General features: G+C 63.2%; 15 protein-coding genes. 6 read left to right on the top strand and 9 right to left on the bottom strand.

Annotation, left to right across the window (positions count from 1 at the left end; translation table 11 throughout):
- Positions 1 to 8: 8 nt before the first annotated feature.
- Together AC1DY9_RS00745 and AC1DY9_RS00740 are read left to right on the top strand one after the other, a co-directional pair.
- A complete protein-coding gene (locus AC1DY9_RS00745) occupies positions 9 to 1,031 on the top strand; it encodes a cupin-like domain-containing protein (protein ID WP_477665563.1) in 1,023 nt (340 codons plus the stop codon).
- A 77-nt stretch (positions 1,032 to 1,108) separates the two neighbouring features.
- Positions 1,109 to 1,552 carry a hypothetical protein gene (locus tag AC1DY9_RS00740; RefSeq protein WP_457279935.1) on the top strand — a complete coding sequence of 148 codons (444 nt, stop codon included), beginning with the start codon at positions 1,109 to 1,111 and terminating at the stop codon, positions 1,550 to 1,552.
- Here the strand turns inward: AC1DY9_RS00740 and AC1DY9_RS00735 are convergent.
- The 3 genes from AC1DY9_RS00735 to AC1DY9_RS00725 form a co-directional block, all read right to left on the bottom strand.
- On the bottom strand, positions 1,549 to 2,928 hold the full coding sequence (locus tag AC1DY9_RS00735) for a 3-deoxy-D-manno-octulosonic acid transferase (protein ID WP_477665562.1): 1,380 nt from the start codon (positions 2,926 to 2,928) through the stop codon (positions 1,549 to 1,551). The two genes, AC1DY9_RS00740 and AC1DY9_RS00735, sit on opposite strands and share 4 nt — an antisense overlap.
- A complete protein-coding gene (gene waaC / locus AC1DY9_RS00730) occupies positions 2,925 to 3,983 on the bottom strand; it encodes a lipopolysaccharide heptosyltransferase I (RefSeq protein WP_477665561.1) in 1,059 nt (352 codons plus the stop codon). The genes AC1DY9_RS00735 and waaC overlap by 4 nt, the downstream gene beginning before the upstream one ends.
- Positions 3,984 to 4,307: 324 nt before the next feature.
- Positions 4,308 to 5,693 carry a phosphomannomutase/phosphoglucomutase gene (locus AC1DY9_RS00725; protein WP_477665560.1) on the bottom strand — a complete coding sequence of 462 codons (1,386 nt, stop codon included), beginning with the start codon at positions 5,691 to 5,693 and terminating at the stop codon, positions 4,308 to 4,310.
- A gap of 243 nt (positions 5,694 to 5,936) precedes the next feature.
- Between AC1DY9_RS00725 and AC1DY9_RS00720 the strand changes: the two genes are divergently transcribed.
- The 4 genes from AC1DY9_RS00720 (at position 5,937) to AC1DY9_RS00705 (ending at position 9,299) form a co-directional block, all read left to right on the top strand.
- Positions 5,937 to 7,445: a DNA-3-methyladenine glycosylase 2 family protein gene (locus AC1DY9_RS00720; RefSeq protein WP_477665559.1), complete on the top strand. Its 1,509-nt coding sequence runs from the start codon at positions 5,937 to 5,939 to the stop codon at positions 7,443 to 7,445.
- A gap of 215 nt (positions 7,446 to 7,660) precedes the next feature.
- Complete coding sequence (locus tag AC1DY9_RS00715) at positions 7,661 to 8,182, top strand: methylated-DNA--[protein]-cysteine S-methyltransferase (RefSeq protein ID WP_457279930.1); 522 nt, start codon at positions 7,661 to 7,663, stop codon at positions 8,180 to 8,182.
- Positions 8,179 to 9,132, top strand: coding sequence for a DMT family transporter (locus tag AC1DY9_RS00710; RefSeq protein ID WP_457279929.1), 954 nt, complete (start codon positions 8,179 to 8,181; stop codon positions 9,130 to 9,132). Before AC1DY9_RS00715 ends, AC1DY9_RS00710 begins: the two co-directional genes overlap by 4 nt.
- Complete coding sequence (locus AC1DY9_RS00705) at positions 9,129 to 9,299, top strand: hypothetical protein (RefSeq protein WP_477665558.1); 171 nt, start codon at positions 9,129 to 9,131, stop codon at positions 9,297 to 9,299. Before AC1DY9_RS00710 ends, AC1DY9_RS00705 begins: the two co-directional genes overlap by 4 nt.
- Before the next feature lie 50 nt (positions 9,300 to 9,349).
- On the opposite strand, the gene AC1DY9_RS00700 is transcribed toward AC1DY9_RS00705, so the two are convergent.
- From AC1DY9_RS00700 to AC1DY9_RS00675, 6 genes are all read right to left on the bottom strand, one after another.
- On the bottom strand, positions 9,350 to 10,009 hold the full coding sequence (locus AC1DY9_RS00700) for a DUF1345 domain-containing protein (RefSeq protein ID WP_457279927.1): 660 nt from the start codon (positions 10,007 to 10,009) through the stop codon (positions 9,350 to 9,352).
- 32 nt (positions 10,010 to 10,041) lie between these two features.
- A complete protein-coding gene (locus tag AC1DY9_RS00695; RefSeq protein ID WP_477665557.1) occupies positions 10,042 to 11,196 on the bottom strand; it encodes an aromatic ring-hydroxylating oxygenase subunit alpha in 1,155 nt (384 codons plus the stop codon).
- 75 nt (positions 11,197 to 11,271) lie between these two features.
- Positions 11,272 to 12,096, bottom strand: a complete 825-nt coding sequence (locus AC1DY9_RS00690) for a siderophore ferric iron reductase (RefSeq protein WP_457279925.1) — start codon at positions 12,094 to 12,096, stop codon at positions 11,272 to 11,274.
- Positions 12,093 to 13,976, bottom strand: coding sequence for an IucA/IucC family protein (locus AC1DY9_RS00685; protein WP_477665556.1), 1,884 nt, complete (start codon positions 13,974 to 13,976; stop codon positions 12,093 to 12,095). Before AC1DY9_RS00685 ends, AC1DY9_RS00690 begins: the two co-directional genes overlap by 4 nt.
- The gene (locus AC1DY9_RS00680) at positions 13,973 to 14,578 is read right to left on the bottom strand and encodes a GNAT family N-acetyltransferase (protein ID WP_457279923.1); all 606 of its coding nucleotides are present in this window, start codon (positions 14,576 to 14,578) and stop codon (positions 13,973 to 13,975) included. Before AC1DY9_RS00680 ends, AC1DY9_RS00685 begins: the two co-directional genes overlap by 4 nt.
- A complete protein-coding gene (locus AC1DY9_RS00675) occupies positions 14,568 to 15,806 on the bottom strand; it encodes an MFS transporter (RefSeq protein WP_477665555.1) in 1,239 nt (412 codons plus the stop codon). The genes AC1DY9_RS00680 and AC1DY9_RS00675 overlap by 11 nt, the downstream gene beginning before the upstream one ends.
- Between the last annotated feature and the right edge of the window lie 3 nt (positions 15,807 to 15,809).

Below are 15,809 nucleotides of genomic sequence, written 5' to 3'. Positions count from 1 at the left end.
GAATTTCCATGTTGATGCCCGCACACAATCCCCTGCCCTTGCCGATAGAGGCTGAACGCGTGACCGATGCGCCGGTACACATCCCCAAAGGCCCCAGCTTCGAGCTGATCGAGGAAACCACCTGGGAAGAACTCAAGCGCGCGGGCCGCCAGCAACCGTTTGACAAACCCGTGCTGGTCAAGGGCGGCATCCATCACTGGCCGGCCTGGAAAAAATGGTCGTTTGAATTCCTCGCCGACGTCTGTGCCGGCAAGGGCGCCGAGGTGCCGGTCAAGTTCACCGATGGCCTGGTCGAACAGGGCGTGACCAAGGGCCGCCCCTTCCTTCCGGTCGCGCCCTACCTGCGGGAACTCGGCAAGTCGGCGCAACGCACGCCGGACCCCATGGCCGGCCTGCTGCCCAAGCCGGTGCGGGACAGCTACAAACCCGGCGAGCGCTTTCACCTGAACTGGGCCCACATGCAGTCGTTCAAGCCGACGACCTTGTACCTGGCGCAGTGGGACATTCTCGAAAAATACCCCGAGCTGCGGCGCGACCTGCTCATCAAGAGCCTGTGGCCCGGCCGCATGACCTGGGAATATGTGTTCATGGGCCCGGCCAATACCGTGACCGGACTGCACAACGACTTCCCGCACAACTGGTTTGTGCAGCTCCAGGGCGTCAAGGAGTTCATCCTTTTCTCACCCGACCAGCGCCAGCACATGTGCCCGGCCGCCAAATACGACTGGGGTGCCACGCTGAGCGACGTCAACGTCTCGCGCCTGCCTGAGCAAGTCCGCGAACTCGCCTCCTTCGAAAAAGCCCATGGCTACCACGCCCGCGTTGAAGCCGGCGATGCCCTGTTCATCCCCAAGCGAACCTGGCACTCGGTGGTGTCAGTGGAGCCCTCCATCAGCCTGGGCATGTTTGGCCTGACGCCGTATGAAGTGGCGACCGGCGGCGCCTGGGCCACGCTGCGCGACTGGGCGCATCACCTGCGCCTTTATGCGTGGGGAAATTGCACTTGTCATCAGGTGCTGGGCAAGCGCTAGGCCATCGAACGAACGCCTTTCAGCAAAACGTCACTTGCCCCCGTGTTGATGTCAATCGCTGGACCACCAAAACAGCCATGAAGCCGCTCGATCTCGATCACTTTCCCCAGCCGGACTCCAACGCTGCCGGTAGCGTGGAAGCCGCGCTCGACGCGCTCTGGAATGCATACGACGAATCGACCGCAAATGACGCCTACGATGCGCTTCTCTGGGCAACTGGAAACAACCACAGGGGTACGTACTATCCGGTCGTCTTGGGTGTCCTTCCGGAGATTGAACAGATTCTCATGAAGGGGAAAGAGTGGGCGCAGCGAGCAGTTATGGAGTCATTAATAGATCTTGGTGGCTCATTCGTCCCTGAAAAAGGTTACGACACATATCTTGGAGCCTCGGTCAAAGCAACACTCAATGCGTTCATCCACTCAATGCGCCACCGCATTGCACCACTCGCTAACGGCACGGATGCGCGCGCCAAAAGTGCAATTGAGCTGTTGGAGCTCATTGACGACCAGGCGGCCTAGGTGCCGTTAAAGCCACTTAAATAGGTCTGGAGCGCATCCACCGTCTTCACCGTCGCACCGCGGTTGCTGTCGGCGAAAGCCAGCCCGGCGGCCACCGCGGCAGCGCGTGCTTCGGGTTTATCGATGAGCTTTCTCGCGGCGCGCACGCCTTGCTCCATGTCCACCACGCGCCGGGCTGCACCGGCCTCGATGGCCAGCTCGGCGGCTTCGGTGAAGTTGAAGGTATGGGGGCCCATCACGACCGGGCAGCCGCAGGCAGCCGCCTCGATCAGGTTTTGCCCGCCCAGCGGCGCGAAGCTGCCGCCCAGCAGCGCGACATCGCTCATCGCGTAATACAGCGCCATTTCACCCAGTGAGTCGCCCAGCCATACATCCGCCTGCAAGGCATCGTCGTTCACGGCCGGGCCGCTTGCCGCCTCGGGCCAGTGCGAGCGGCGCGAGACACGCAGGCCGTGTTGCTGCACCAGCGCCTCCACCTCGTTGACCCGTTGCGGGTGGCGCGGCACCAGCAACACCCTGAACTGGCTTCCCGGCCCCTCCTTGTGCGCTTCTTCCCGCGATTCATATGCTACAAAATTGATAGCTGTCTGCGCTTGTTCAGATTGGGCCGCAGCACTTAATTGCTTTAAAAACTCCTGCTCTTCGCCTTCACGCGAGCTGGCAAACATGAGCACCGGCAGCCCGAGCGCCCGGCGCCAGACCTTGCCTTTTTCCAGCTGGGCGTCGTCAGGAGAGGCATCAAACTTCAGGTTGCCAAACACGCCACTCACCGCAGCGCCGGCCTGGCGAAAGCGCCGCGCGTCGTCATCGGTCTGGGCATACACCGCAGACAACGCCGCGTAAGCCGGAAACGACAGCGGCGACATTTTCAACGCCTGCTGCAGGGACTTTTCAGACAGCCTGCCGTTGACCAGCACCAGCGGCATGGCACGCGTCTGGGCTGCGGCCACCATGTTGGGCCAGATCTCGGTTTCCATCAGCAGGCCCAAGCGCGGCTTGAAGTGATTAAAAAACCGCGCCACTGCACCCGGGCTGTCCCAGGGCTGCCATACCTGCACGTCGCCGGGCTGCAGCAGGGCCACACCCTCGGCACGTCCCGTGGCCGTGCCGTGCGTCAGCAAAATACGCAAACCGGGATGCTGCGCGCGCAGCCCCTTGAGCAAAATGGCCGCCGTGCGCGTTTCACCGAGCGAAACGGCATGCAGCCAGACCAGCTCCGAGGCGGTTTCTGCTGGCTGAACGTAGTGGCCAAACCGTTCCTGCACCGCCTGAAGGTAGCCGGGCTCCTGCCTGCCGCGGCGCGCCAGCTTGCGGCGCAGCAGCGGCTGGCCCAGCCACATCAGCAGCGAATAAAGTTTCAGGGCCAGCGCGCTCATTTCGCCCCTTCGGCACTGGCGGGGCTGCTCACCGCCCAGCATGCCAGCCAGGCCTGCCAGACGGTTTCCACCGTGGGTGCCGGCCGCGCAAACACGCTGACCTGCCGCCCCCCGTGGCCGAGGGTGCCGGGGCCGGTGCGCCACGCCGTGTCGAAGTTGTAGATCTGAACATGCGGCAAATCCAGTGCCACGGCAATGTGGCTGACACCGCTATCGACACCAATGACACCGGCGCACTGCGCCAGCGCTTCAGTGAGCGCGTCAAGCGGCAGCAGCGGCAGCACCAGGGCGATGTCCGCGGCGGTTTTGGCCAGCGCCTGCGCAATGGCCTGGCTGGTGGCCAGCTCGTGTGCGTTGCCGTGCGCCAGTGCCACCGGGTAGCCGGCCGCATGGAGGCGCCGCCCCAGAGTGATCCAGTGATCCAGCGGCCACTCCTTGTCGGCGCGCGAGGTGCCGTGGACCAGCACCACCCGGCCTTTCGACGCTGCAGGTGCTATCTTTTCAGGAGCTGCTTGCGCCCGTCCCTCATGGGCTGCAGGCATTTTTAATCCAAAATCCGGTGCGCCTTTCAGGGTGTAGCCCAGCGCACGCGCCGCCAGCTCGCGCGAGCGCTGCACCGCGTGAATATGCGGTGGGAGGGTGATGGCCACGTCGGCCACCCAGCGGGTAGGCGCCTCATAGCCCGAGCCCTCGGTCTGGTTCGCCAGGGCGTAGCGCTTGCCGCCGGGCGCCACCGTGGCAAGCCGCGCCACCAGCGCCGACTTGGTCAAGCCCTGCAGGTCGATGACGATGTCATAGGCTTCACGTTGAAGGTCGCGCTGGAAGGCACGCCATTCGTTTCGCGTGGCCAGCGTCCAGAATGATTTGCGCCAGCGCCGGATCTCACAGGGAATCACCCGGTGCAGACCTTTGTGGCGCGCCAGCAAGGGGGCAAAGGCCTTTTCCACTACCCAGTCAATCTGCGCGTCCGGGAGCGCGGCATGGATGTCCCGCACCACCGGCAGGGTGTGCACCACATCGCCGAGGGAGGACAGCTTGACCAGCAAAATTTTCATGAAGCATTTTAGACCCCCACGCTCCCCCACTTCGTGTGGGTCGCTGCCCCCCGAGGGGGCCGCCCGCCTGCGGTCTGGCAAAGCCGAAAAATTGGCACACCCCTATCGGGCTCACCGCGTGTAGCCCTTTTCCCCTTGCAGGGGACGGTGCCTGCGGCCCGGCAAAGCCGGTTCCGCGGCACCCGTTGGTTGAAGAGTCCGATGGGCGTAACTAACGGGGGGTATTCCACCAGTGGGGGCCGAGGGTCCGGCTTTGCCGGCCCCAGGCGCCGCCCCCTTGAGGGGGGAACAAGCTACACGTAGTGAGCTTGGACGGGGGTGGGCCTAGTGAGCGGCTGCAGCGAAGCTGGCGCCGGGCTTCACGCTCCGTAACAAGGTCAGCATGTCGGCCTCGATGCGCTCCAGTGCCTGCTGGGTGTGGCCCTCAAAGCGCAGCACCAGCACCGGCGTGGTGTTGGACGCACGGATCAATCCAAAGCCGTCGGGCCAGTCAACGCGTACGCCATCAATCGTCGAGATCCTGGCAGGCGCCGCGAATTTCGCGGATTTGATCAAGGCCTCCACCACCGTGTGCGGCTCGCCTTCCTTGCAGGCCACGTTAAGTTCGGGCGTGCTGAAGCTGGTAGGCAGGGCATTGAGCACAATGCCGGCGTCGGGCACGCGGCTCAAAATTTCCAGCAGGCGCGCGCCGGCGTAAGTGCCGTCGTCAAAGCCGTACCAGCGTTCCTTGAAGAAGATATGGCCGCTCATTTCGCCGCCCAGCGGCGAATCGACTTCTTTCATCTTCGCCTTGATCAGCGAATGGCCGGTCTTGTACATCAGCGGCACACCGCCGGCTGCCTCGATCTCGGGCGCCAGGCGCTGCGAGCATTTCACGTCGAACAAGATGGTGCCGCCCGGTACGCGCGAGAGCACGTCGCGGGCAAACAGCATCATCTGCCGGTCGGGGTAAATGTTCTGGCCGTCTTTGGTCACGATGCCGAGGCGGTCGCCGTCGCCGTCAAAGGCCAGGCCCAGTTCGGCCTTGCCGCTTTGCAGGGCCTTGATCAAATCCTGCAGGTTTTCGGGCTTGCTGGGGTCGGGGTGGTGGTTGGGGAAATTGCCGTCCACCTCGCTGAAGAGTTCGGTCACCTCGCAGCCGAGCGCACGAAAGATCGCAGGCGCCGAAGCGCCGGCTATGCCGTTGCCAGAGTCGATAACGATTTTGAGCGGACGCTCGAGCTTGATGCCGGACACGATGCGGTCGCGGTAGGCCGTTTCGACATCGACCTGGCGAATGGCACCGGCCTGGGACGGCAACACCCATGTCTCGCCTTCCATCGCGCGGCGCAGCGCCTGGATTTCTTCGCCATAAATGGCGCGGCCTGCCAGCACCATCTTGAAGCCGTTGTAGTCCTTGGGGTTGTGGCTGCCTGTGACCTGGATACCGGAAGCCGTGAGGGTGCTGGCCGCAAAGTACAGCATGGGGGTGGTCACCATGCCGACGTCGATCACTTCCAGCCCCACCGCGGCCAGGCCGCGCATCAGCGCAGCACTGAGCGATGGCCCGCTGAGGCGCCCGTCACGGCCTACCGCCACGGATTTCTCACCTTCGGCCAGCGCCGCCATGCCAAAAGCCTTGCCCAGCGCCTCGGCCATTTCCTCATGGATGGTGGAGGGCACGACACCGCGGATGTCGTAGGCCTTGAAGATGGACGGGTTGATTTGCATCGGCGAGATCCTTCAATTTGATGGGTTTGATTGTAGGGGGCGGTCCTTTCGCGAACTGTAGGCCGCCACCGTTTCCAGGGGGCCCGTTCAGACTATGGAAAGCTTCGGCAAAGTGGTATCTAACCGGTCTCCAACGAGGCGAAAAACGGCTAGCCTGGACAGGAATTTTGAAGGCTTTTTCGGCCAAAGGGACATGTCCGGAAACGGCTAGTCAACAGCCTGCTGCGGCGTATCATTTCCCTCATGAACCGCGAAACCACCCCTCTTGCCGACAACGACTGCTACCTCGCCCTCAAGGCGCGGGACGCCCGGTTTGACGGCAGTTTTTTCACCGGTGTGACCTCCACCGGCATCTATTGCCGTCCGGTCTGCAGCGTGAAAACCCCCAAACGCGAAAACTGCCGCTTCTTTCACCACGCGGCCCAGGCCGAGAGCGCGGGCTTTCGTCCCTGCCTGCGCTGCCGGCCCGAGCTGGCGCCGCATTCAGTGGTGTGGTCAATACAGGATGCGTCCTACATCCTGGCGCACCAGGCGGCGCGCCTGCTGGATGAGCCCGAGGTGTGGACCGAGGAAGCACCTTCTGTAGAAAAGCTGGCTGCCAAGCTGGGCGTGAGCGACCGCCACGTACGGCGGATTTTCGAGGCACAGTTCGGGGTCTCGCCCATGCAATACCTGCAGACGCACCGGCTGCACACCGCCAAACAATTGCTGGCCGACACCAATCTGCCCATCACGCAGATTGCGCTGATCAGCGGTTTTGCCAGCGTGCGGCGCTTTAATGCTGCCTTTGTGGAGCACTACAAACTCAACCCCACGCAGTTGCGACGCCAGGGCCCGGCCCGGGTCGGCGAGGTGGGTGAAGGCGTCATCGTGCGGCTGGGCTACCGCCCGCCCTATGACGTGCAGGCCATGCTGGCCTTCTTCAGCAAGCGCTGCATCAGCGCCATTGAATTCATTGACGCGGACGCTGCGCAGCCCGCTCTGGGCAGGACTTTCAGCATCGAGTCGGGCGGCAAGCTGCATGCCGGCTGGCTGCTGGCAAGCTTTGATGAAAGCCGTTCTCAGCTGGTGCTGCGCGTGAGCGATTCGCTGCGCGAAGTGCTGCCGCTGGTCATACGCCGCGTGCGCACCACCTTTGACCTGGACGCTGATCCGGCCACCATCAACAGCGTACTGCACGATAGTTTCCCCGAAGGCGACGGCCTGCGAGTGCCAGGCGCGCTGGATGGCTACGAGCTGGCGGTGCGCGCCGTGCTGGGCCAGCAGATCACCGTGGCCGCCGCACGCACGCTGGCGCAGCGCATGGTGGACCGTTTTGGCGAACCGGTGGAAACACCGTGGCCGCAGCTAACGCGCCTTTTCCCCGCACCGGCCGTGCTGGCCGCGGTCAGCGGCGACGCGCTCGGGCAACTGGGCATCGTCAGGCAGCGCCAGGCCGCCATCGTGGGAATCGCGCAAGCAGTGGCAGAAAAACGCCTTCAATTGCACAGTGGCGCCGACATCAACACGACGGTGACTATGCTGAAAGGGTTGCCCGGCATCGGTGACTGGACGGCGCAATACATTGCCATGCGGGCATTGCGCTGGCCCGATGCGTTTCCTTCAGGCGATGTGGCGCTGCACAAGGCACTGGGTGTGCAGGAAAAAAAGAACCCGGCACGGGAGGCTGAGCTGGCCTCGGAGGCCTGGAAACCCTGGCGCAGCTACGCGGTGATCCGCGCCTGGAGCGGCACGCTGGAGCGTCCCGGCTGACGGCGCAACAGCGACGACATGGCGATTCATGCGTTCGGGGAATGAATGCAGCGCCTCGATTTCATTGGACGGTCCAGCGCCTTGGCGCGAACATCGCCGGTGAATGATCGAGCCAGTCTTTGCCCGCAAAAGAGACAAGTCAGCTTCAGCCGCCTATTCAGGCCCAAAAAGGACCTCATAAGGCAGAAACTCGAAACCATTCAAAGGTGAACAAGATGAAATTCGACAACTCCATCGTCCAGACGACCTTCCACAGCCCCTTGGGGGAAATGATCATTGCCGCGACTGACAAAGGCCTGGCCGGCACCTGGTTTGCCGGCCAGCGTCACCTGCCGCCGCAACTCGTGAAACCTTATGTGTGGCGCGAAGACCCGGACCACCCGGTGCTCAAGCAGACCATCAAGCAACTCACGGAATACTATGCCGGCACACGCACCGAATTTGACCTGCCGTTGGACCTGGGGCACGGAACGGCCTTCCAGCAGTCGGTGTGGCAAGCGCTGCTGGCCATCCCGCAGGGCGGCACCCTCAGCTACGGCCAGGTGAGCCAGCGTATCGGCAAGCCGGAAGCCGTGCGCGCCGTGGGCGCAGCAGTCGGGCGCAACCCGGTCAGCGTGATCGTGCCCTGCCACCGGGTGCTGGGCTCCGATGGCTCACTCACAGGCTACGCAGGCGGCCTGCACCGCAAAACCGCCTTGCTTAAACTCGAAGGCGCACTTCAGGAGAGCACGCTGTGAGTTCCAGTCCCTCCGGTATCGCCGCGCCGGTGGGTGCGGCCCTCACCAAGCCCAAAAACTGGGCTGCCGATTTTGTGATGCTGGCGGCCATCTGGGGCTCTTCCTTTCTCTTCATGCGCATCAGCACGGTGGAGTTCGGTCCCCTGCCCACCGCCGCAGTGCGCGTGGGCATTGCGGCGCTGTTCCTGCTGCCCATCGTATGGTTGCGCGGCCTGTTGCCTGACCTGAAGAAAAACTGGAAACGGATTTTCTTCATCGGCATACTGAATTCGGGCATCCCGTTTGCGTGCTTTTCGTTTGCCCTGCTGTCCATCACCACCGGCTTGTCGGCCATCCTCAATGCCACGGTGCCGATGTTCGGCGCCCTGGTGGCCTGGCTCTGGCTGAAAGACAAACCCAATGCCTCACGCGTGCTGGGCCTCTTCGTGGGTTTTGCCGGCGTAGCCATGCTGGCCTGGGACAAAGCCACCTTCAAGCCCGATGCTTCAGGCGTAGCGCCAGGGTGGGCCGTGCTGGCCTGCCTCTTTGCCTGCATTTGCTACGGCATATCCGCCAGCTACACCAAGCGTTATCTGTCAGGCATGCCGCCGCTGGTCACCGCGGCGGGCAGCCAGATTGGCGCAACCCTCGGCCTGGCCCTGCCCGCCGCCTGGCTGTGGCCGGCGCAGATGCCGGGCGCGCATGCCTGGCTGGCGCTGCTGGCCGTAGGCGTGGTCTGCACCGGGCTGGCCTACATCCTGTTTTTTCGCCTGATCGAAAACGCCGGCCCGCCGCGCGCGCTGTCGGTCACCTTCCTGGTGCCGGTGTTTGCGGTGATCTATGGCGTGATCTTCCTCGGTGAGCATGTGACGGCCTGGATGGTGATCTGCGCCGTGGTGATTGTGATTGGCACCGCGCTGTCAACCGGGCTGCTCAAGCTGGGCCGCAAACCTGAACAGCAGAAGGCATGACGTCGGCCCGCAAGACCAAGCTGAAGATCAAGCTGACCACGCCCAAGCCGCGCAACCCGCTGGTTGCCCCGGCGACGCAGCGTAAGGCCGGCTCACACCGCAAGTCTGAAGCGAGCCTTCGCAAGAAGGAAAAGATGGCGCTGAAGAAGCAGTTGCTTCGAATATAGGAAGCCAGGAACCTGTGCGCTGGGCCTGAGTAAATAGGCGTTGCGGCCGCTTATTGCAGCGCGCCCGCCACCACATTGATGCTGAGCGCCAGGATCAGCATGTTGAAGCCGAACGACAGCACGCTGTGCACCAGCGTCAGCCGGCGCATCTCGCGCGAGGTGACCTGCACGTCGGAGACCTGTGAGGTCATGCCGACCACGTGGGCGTAGTACAAAAAATCGAAATAGTCCGGATCCAGCCCGCCGGGAAAACACAGACCGGGTCCATCGGGCTCTCCGAGTTTTTCTTCGTGGTAATAGCGATGGGCATAGCGAAACGCGTAAATCGTCTGCATGAAAAGCCAGGAGGCAGCCAGCGCCGCAACGGAGAGCACGATGTGCAGCGTGCGCTCCATACCCGACAGGTTTTTTGCCTGTTGCATCATCAACGTAATGGCAGCGACGCAGGCCATGGTGGCCAGCAGCATCAGTAAAAACAGCACCACGCTGGGTTCGTCCTGAGCCTGTGCACGTTCGCGCGTTCGTTTGGCGTCAAAGCGCACGCACAGCCACCAGGCCAGCCACAGATAAACGCCGACGCCGGCACACCAGCCCAGCAAGCCGCAAAACTGCCAGCCCAGGGGCAGCGGCAGCGCCGCCACAATCAGCCCGGCCACCAGGCCCAGGGTGAGCCGCTGCGGGCCCGTGGTTTCGGAGAAATGTTTGCGCATGGCTGCATTGTGAGGCTAGCGGCATCCCGGCTTCAAGGGGGAGATGAGGCACCCATGGTCCGCCGGTACCACTCGTGGAAATGCTGCATGCCGTCTTCCAGCGGCGACTGGTAGGGCCCGGTGTCCGAGACGCCGCGCGCCAGCAGCGCGCGCCGGCCCGCATCCATGCGCTCGCCGATCTCGTCGTCTTCCCGGGCGGTTTCCATGTAGGCGGCGCGGTGCGCTTCGATGAACTCCCGTTCGAAGGCGGCGATCTCTTCGGGATAGTAAAACTCCACCACATTGACCGTGTCCTGCGGCCCTTTGGGATAAAGCGTGGAGAGGACTAACACATGCGGGTACAGCTCGATCATGTGAGTGGGGAAGTAAGTCACCCAAACCGCGCCGAAGTCGGGCGGGGTGCCGGTGCGGTAATTCAGCAGACGGTCGTGCCAGGTACTGTAAATATCAGAGCCCGGCGCACCAAGCGACTCATGCACACCGACACGCTGCATGCTGTACCAGTCGGCAAAGTCCCAGCTCAGGTCGTCGCAACTGACGAAGCTGCCCAGGCCGGGATGGAAAGGCGCGACGTGGTAGTCCTCCAGATAGACCTCGATAAAGGTCTTCCAGTTGTAGTTGCATTGGTGAATTTCCACGTGGTCGAGCACGTAATCCGAAAAATCGAACTCGGGCCGCTCGAACAGCGGCGCCATATCCTGAGCCGGGTCGCGCGGGCCTTCGAACAGCTGGCCGTGACAGTTCCGCAAGGGAAAACGCTGCAGGTTCTTGCAGGGTTTTTGCTCGAACTGCGGCGCGCCCAGCAACTCGCCGCTGCTGTTGTAAGTCCAGCGATGCAGCGGGCAGACGATGTTCCCGCCGGCAGCCGACAGGTTGCCTTTGGGGTTGGCCGGCCCGCTGACGTTGCCGGTTTCACCGCCCAGGATCAGCGCCTGCCGGTGCCGGCAGACGTTGGACAACAGCTCCACGCCCTGCGGGTTGCGCACCAGCACGCGGCCTCCGCCTTCCTGCGCGAGCCGGTGCCAGTCGCCGACCTGCGGCACGGCTTTTTCATGGCCGAGGTAGCGGGCGGACTGGTTGAAGATCAATGCCTGCTCACGTGCGAACAAGGCCTCGTCAAAGTACGCGCCTACGGGCAATTGCGGGTCCGCCGGCATGACATGCACCAGGCGTGCGATATCGTTCATGGAACTCTCCAGGGCGTGGCGAAGCATACCGGCCTTGAGAAAGGCACAGCCGCATCGCGGAATCAATGGCCCGGACTACGAAGGATCAGCCAGCAATCGGGCGATACGCTTGTCGAGCGGGAGCTTGGGGCAGGTGCTGCATTTCTCGCCGTCATGGCGGCGAAAGTAGTGGCAGCACACCTTGCGGTCGAGGGCGAGCGCGGGCGTCCCGTCACGCGCCCGGTAGGCAAAAAAGCCGCAGCCGCCGGCAATACCCAGCTGCACCAGCCATTCCTCTCCGAGCGCCGCAACTTCGGCATCCCCCAAGGCGGGGGTGCTGCGATGGACCAGCAGCAGCGCGCCCAACACACACTCGGCCTGCAACCGGTCAGCGGCGCGGGCATGCAGGGTCACCAACGGCATCAGTGCCGCGCGCGTGGATTGGCACAGTTCGCGCAGCTCGCCTGATGCCAGGTGGATGCGTGAAGGCAGCGTCGCGGCCTTCATGGGCGCGTGCACCGGCAATTGAAAGCCGCTGGGAAACCCGTCCACCACGGGTTGTGCCAGGCCAGCCAGCCGCGGGACATGCGTATCAAGATGCGCGGCGATCACGCTCAAGTAGACCGGCTGCCAGATCGCCAGGCCCCAACAACGCAGCGCCACATAGTGCGCGCCGGCTTCGGGGTAGGCCTCTGCCCAGTGCCCGCACAGCGCCCGCAACGGACCCGGCCTGGCCGCTGCGTCGTCGCCATGACGCAGTGCGCTGGGCAGCGGTGCATCGCCCTGCTCGCCGCGCAGCGAGGGTGCGATGCGCCCGGCCAGTTGCAACACGCGGGCGAGGTCAGCGTTGGGCGCGGACGCCCACGCCTGCAGCGGCGCGCCGTCGCGCACCGTGTCCTCCGCCCGCATGTCAAAGCTCATGCAACGCTTTCCGCAACCGGTTCTGCCTCGGCCCGGTGCGCGGCGCGGCGGCGGAGCCCGGCAATCGGGTTCACGAGATTGCCGGCCATCTTCAGGCTGGAAGCGGGATCGGCCAGGTTGACCATCTGCACGTTGTTGCCGAGTTGCAGGCGGTTCAGGCAGGAATGCAGGAACTCGGGCACAAACATGTCATAGTGCGCGAACTTTTCGGCCATCCCGGGATGGGCGTCTTCGTAGTCAGACACGCAGTCGGCCACCGATTGCCAGAAGTCGTCCTCGTTGCAGCAGGCGTTTTCCACCAGCACCTGGTTGATATGGCGCAGCACGCCGTCGAACACGTCGATAAAGATACCCAGCAGCTTGAAGTGGTCGGGCACATCGACCGCCAGTCGGTTGACGCGCTCCGGCAGCAGCGCCTTCGCTTCGATATTGAGGATGGCGCATTCCTCGGCAATGTCTTTCATGATGGCGCGCACCGGCACATGTTTGTCGAGCACCAGGATCAGGTTCTCGCCGTGCGGCATGAAGGTCAGGTCGTGCTTGTAGAAACAATGCAGCAGCGGCGTCAGGTAAGCCTTCAGATAGCTTTTCAGCCAGGCTTTCGTGCTCAGGCCGGAACGGCGAATCAGCTCGGGCAGCAGGGCATGGCCGTCTTTGTCGACATGCAGCAGCGCGGCCATGGTCATCAGGCGTTCGCCCGGTTTGAGCAAAGGCAGCGGGCTCTCGCGCCACAGCGCCGAGAACATCTTCTTGTAGGGGGTGTCGACCGGTATCGCGGCTTCGTAATAGTGGTTGCGAAAGCCGATTGACGCGACCTCTCGCAGGATGGTGAAGCCGTTCGCGCGCAGGAAGGCATCGCCCGACACCAGGTCCTTGAGGAACTCATTGATAGCCGGTGTGCCCGACATGTAATAAGGCGACAAGCCGCGCATAAAGCCCATGTTCAGGATGGACAGCGAAGTTTTCACATAACGCTTGCTGCGGTCACTGGTGTTGAAGAAGGTACGGATGGACTGCTGGGCGATGTAGTGGTCGCGGCCATAGGCCAGGCAGATGATCTTGCGCTGGGCAACATAGCCGGCGAAGGCGATCGACAGCTTGTTGAACCACTGCCACGGGTGGGCCGGCATGAAGTTGTAGTCGACTGGATCGACGCCCAGCGCTGCCACTTCACGGGTAAAGCCGTCCACGGTCTCCTGCCCCAGCTCTTCGGCCAGCAGCTGTTCGTAGCTGAGCGTGGAGATGCTGGAGAAAGCCGCATGGTCCTTGTGCACGGCCAGCCAGATGACTCGAATCTCCGAGCCGGCCTCAGGCGCGTAGGCCTGATAGTCGGCCGCGGTGAAGCCCAGCCGCCCGTTGTTGGCGACAAAACCCGGATGGCCTTCGGTCATGGCGACCTCAATGGTCTGGAAGTCGGTGGCGTCGGCCAGCTGGGCGCTGCTGGGTGCGTCTGCCTTCATGCGCTTGTAGGCACTACCGAAGAGCGTGCTGCTGATCTCGTCGAGGTAGATGGGCAGCAGCTCATCACGTATGCCCAGACGTTGGCGGCATTCGATGATGAACTGGAGCGCGTCCAGCGACTGGTCTGCGCCGTTCACCAGCTTGCGGATGGATTCCGGTTTGATGTACCAATGGCGCAAGGCCAGGCGCTGGGCCTCGAACTGGTAGCACACGGCGCCGTCGTCGGAGCAAACCTGGTACAACGCGAAGCCACCCTTCCCTGCACGCAGTTGCTCCGGTTCAATGATGATCTCATGGGCATATTCGGCAATGGCTTTGCGCAACAGCAGGCGGTTGGCCTGAGCCCAGACCTCCGGCGTCAGGTGGGCGGCGAACTGGGCCGGGTCGTGCGCGATCTGGTGGGCGATGGTGACGTTCATGAATGGACTTCCTCTAAGGTGGCGGCCGTAGCCTGTTCAAAATCCCGCCGTGTGCAAAAGGCGAGGCTGGCGATCTTCTCGGGGAAGACCACATCACGGTCGTAGGCAAAGCCTGCCGACCGGTTCAAGGCATGGACCTTGTGATTGGTGGCGTCGGGCTCCACGACGATGCGCTGCGCACCCAGGTGCTCGAACATGAAGCGCATCAGCGCGTAAAACACAGTGCGCGAGTGCCCGGCGATGCGCTGCTGGGGCGGGCCGATAAAGATGTGCATGCCCAGGTCGCCGGGCCGCACCGTGTAGAAGGCCTTGATGCGGTCCTGCGCGGGGTCGTAGCACTCAGCCAGGAAAGCCGGTCGCCCTTCGTGCCAGCCGATGTAGGGTGTGGCGGTGCCGGAATCCATCATGCGCTGGTAGGCCTCACGAACTTCGTCCTCGGTCTTGTCCTGCATCAGCCAGAAGGCGGCACGCTCCTGGATGAACCAGCGGTGCAAAGTCGGGATGTCCTCCGGTATCCGCAACGGGCGGAACACAAAACCCGTCTCGTCGCAGTACGGCCTTTGCACGGCGTCGGCGCGGCGGTGCAGCGTGTCAGTTGGCATGGGCGGGCTCCTTTAAAGATGAAGAATTTGTGACGCTTCCGGTTTCATCCAGATGTCCGGCGCTGGGCACTTTGAGGATCAGGCGATCCAGTAGTGCGGTGAGGACAAAGCCGCCGGCCGCCAGCAGAAAGGGCACATGCAGCCCATAGCGATTGACAATCGCGCCCGCCGCAAACGAGGACAGCAACACGCCCATGTTCTGGAAGAAATTGGTGATGCTGTAGTCCTGCGCATAGCGCTGCGGCGTGGACAGGCGGAACAGGTTGACCTCCAGCTTGACGATGATCTGGAAGAAGGCCCAGCCATACAGCACGCGCCCCAGCACGACCAGAAAAGGATCGGGCGCAGCATGCAGCAACAGACCGGCCGCGCCCAGCAGCAGGTTGCCTACCGTGTGGTCGGGCAGGTCGCCGCCGCGCGCCCTTATCCAGGCGTGCAGCCGCAGCGCGACGATGGCCACCACACCTGGTATGGCGAAGGCCATGCCCGACAGCAGCTCGCTGTCGTTGCCAGTGATCTTCTGCCAGTACAGCGCGAAGAAGGGGCGGATCAGGTAGGCGCTGAAGTCGAACATCAGCATCACCAGCGCCAGCTTCAGGATGGGCAGGCGGGCCAGCAGCCCGACGCGGCGCGCTTCGGTGGCTTCGGCCATTGCCTGCTCCCCGGTGTTGACGCGAATGATCTTTCCGCTGCGGATCAGGTAGAAGCAGACGGCCATCTGAAAATAGTCGCCGGCCGCCATGGCAAAAATGCTGGCGCGCGGCCCCCAGGTCTGTAGCACAAAGCCGCCCACCACCGCGCCGAAGATGGCGCCGAAGTGGACTACCACCGACAGAATGCCAATGGTGGCCGCATGCTGCTCTTTGGGGGTCAGGCGCATCATGTACGGGTACATCAGCAGGTAGCTGCTCTTGCACATGAACATCAGCATCGACAGTATCCAGTAGATCTCCACGGTAGGCGCCCAGTCGCTCAGCAGGCTGAAGGTGCCGGCGGCAAACTGCGTGTAGACCAGCAGGTGCAGCGGTTCGACGCGGCGTGCCACGCGTGCCCACAATGGCAGGGTGCACATCACGGCGATGGAGATCGCCGCCACGTAGGCGCCCACGTGAACAGGGCTGTCGATGCCGTAGCGCGCGCTGAAAAACTGCGGGTAGAAGGGAATCAGGATGGCGTCGCTGATAACGGCCAGTACCGTCATCGTAATGATGTGAAATCTCAGGTTCATGTT

The organism is Polaromonas sp. P1_F6, assembly GCF_056405695.1.
Note: the sequence above shows the minus strand (reverse complement) of the source record. Positions and strands in the feature narration are given on the sequence as shown.

Excerpts from the sequence above, each read along its gene's own strand:
- AC1DY9_RS00745 (WP_477665563.1), top strand. The coding sequence starts at position 9 with ATGTTGATGCCCGCACACAATCCCCTGCCCTTGCCGATAGAGGCTGAA.
- AC1DY9_RS00740 (WP_457279935.1), top strand. The coding sequence starts at position 1,109 with ATGAAGCCGCTCGATCTCGATCACTTTCCCCAGCCGGACTCCAACGCT.
- AC1DY9_RS00735 (WP_477665562.1), bottom strand. The coding sequence starts at position 2,928 with ATGAGCGCGCTGGCCCTGAAACTTTATTCGCTGCTGATGTGGCTGGGC.
- waaC (WP_477665561.1), bottom strand. The coding sequence starts at position 3,983 with ATGAAAATTTTGCTGGTCAAGCTGTCCTCCCTCGGCGATGTGGTGCAC.
- AC1DY9_RS00725 (WP_477665560.1), bottom strand. The coding sequence starts at position 5,693 with ATGCAAATCAACCCGTCCATCTTCAAGGCCTACGACATCCGCGGTGTC.
- AC1DY9_RS00720 (WP_477665559.1), top strand. The coding sequence starts at position 5,937 with ATGAACCGCGAAACCACCCCTCTTGCCGACAACGACTGCTACCTCGCC.
- AC1DY9_RS00715 (WP_457279930.1), top strand. The coding sequence starts at position 7,661 with ATGAAATTCGACAACTCCATCGTCCAGACGACCTTCCACAGCCCCTTG.
- AC1DY9_RS00705 (WP_477665558.1), top strand. The coding sequence starts at position 9,129 with ATGACGTCGGCCCGCAAGACCAAGCTGAAGATCAAGCTGACCACGCCC.
- AC1DY9_RS00700 (WP_457279927.1), bottom strand. The coding sequence starts at position 10,009 with ATGCGCAAACATTTCTCCGAAACCACGGGCCCGCAGCGGCTCACCCTG.
- AC1DY9_RS00695 (WP_477665557.1), bottom strand. The coding sequence starts at position 11,196 with ATGAACGATATCGCACGCCTGGTGCATGTCATGCCGGCGGACCCGCAA.
- AC1DY9_RS00690 (WP_457279925.1), bottom strand. The coding sequence starts at position 12,096 with ATGAGCTTTGACATGCGGGCGGAGGACACGGTGCGCGACGGCGCGCCG.
- AC1DY9_RS00685 (WP_477665556.1), bottom strand. The coding sequence starts at position 13,976 with ATGAACGTCACCATCGCCCACCAGATCGCGCACGACCCGGCCCAGTTC.
- AC1DY9_RS00680 (WP_457279923.1), bottom strand. The coding sequence starts at position 14,578 with ATGCCAACTGACACGCTGCACCGCCGCGCCGACGCCGTGCAAAGGCCG.
- AC1DY9_RS00675 (WP_477665555.1), bottom strand. The coding sequence starts at position 15,806 with ATGAACCTGAGATTTCACATCATTACGATGACGGTACTGGCCGTTATC.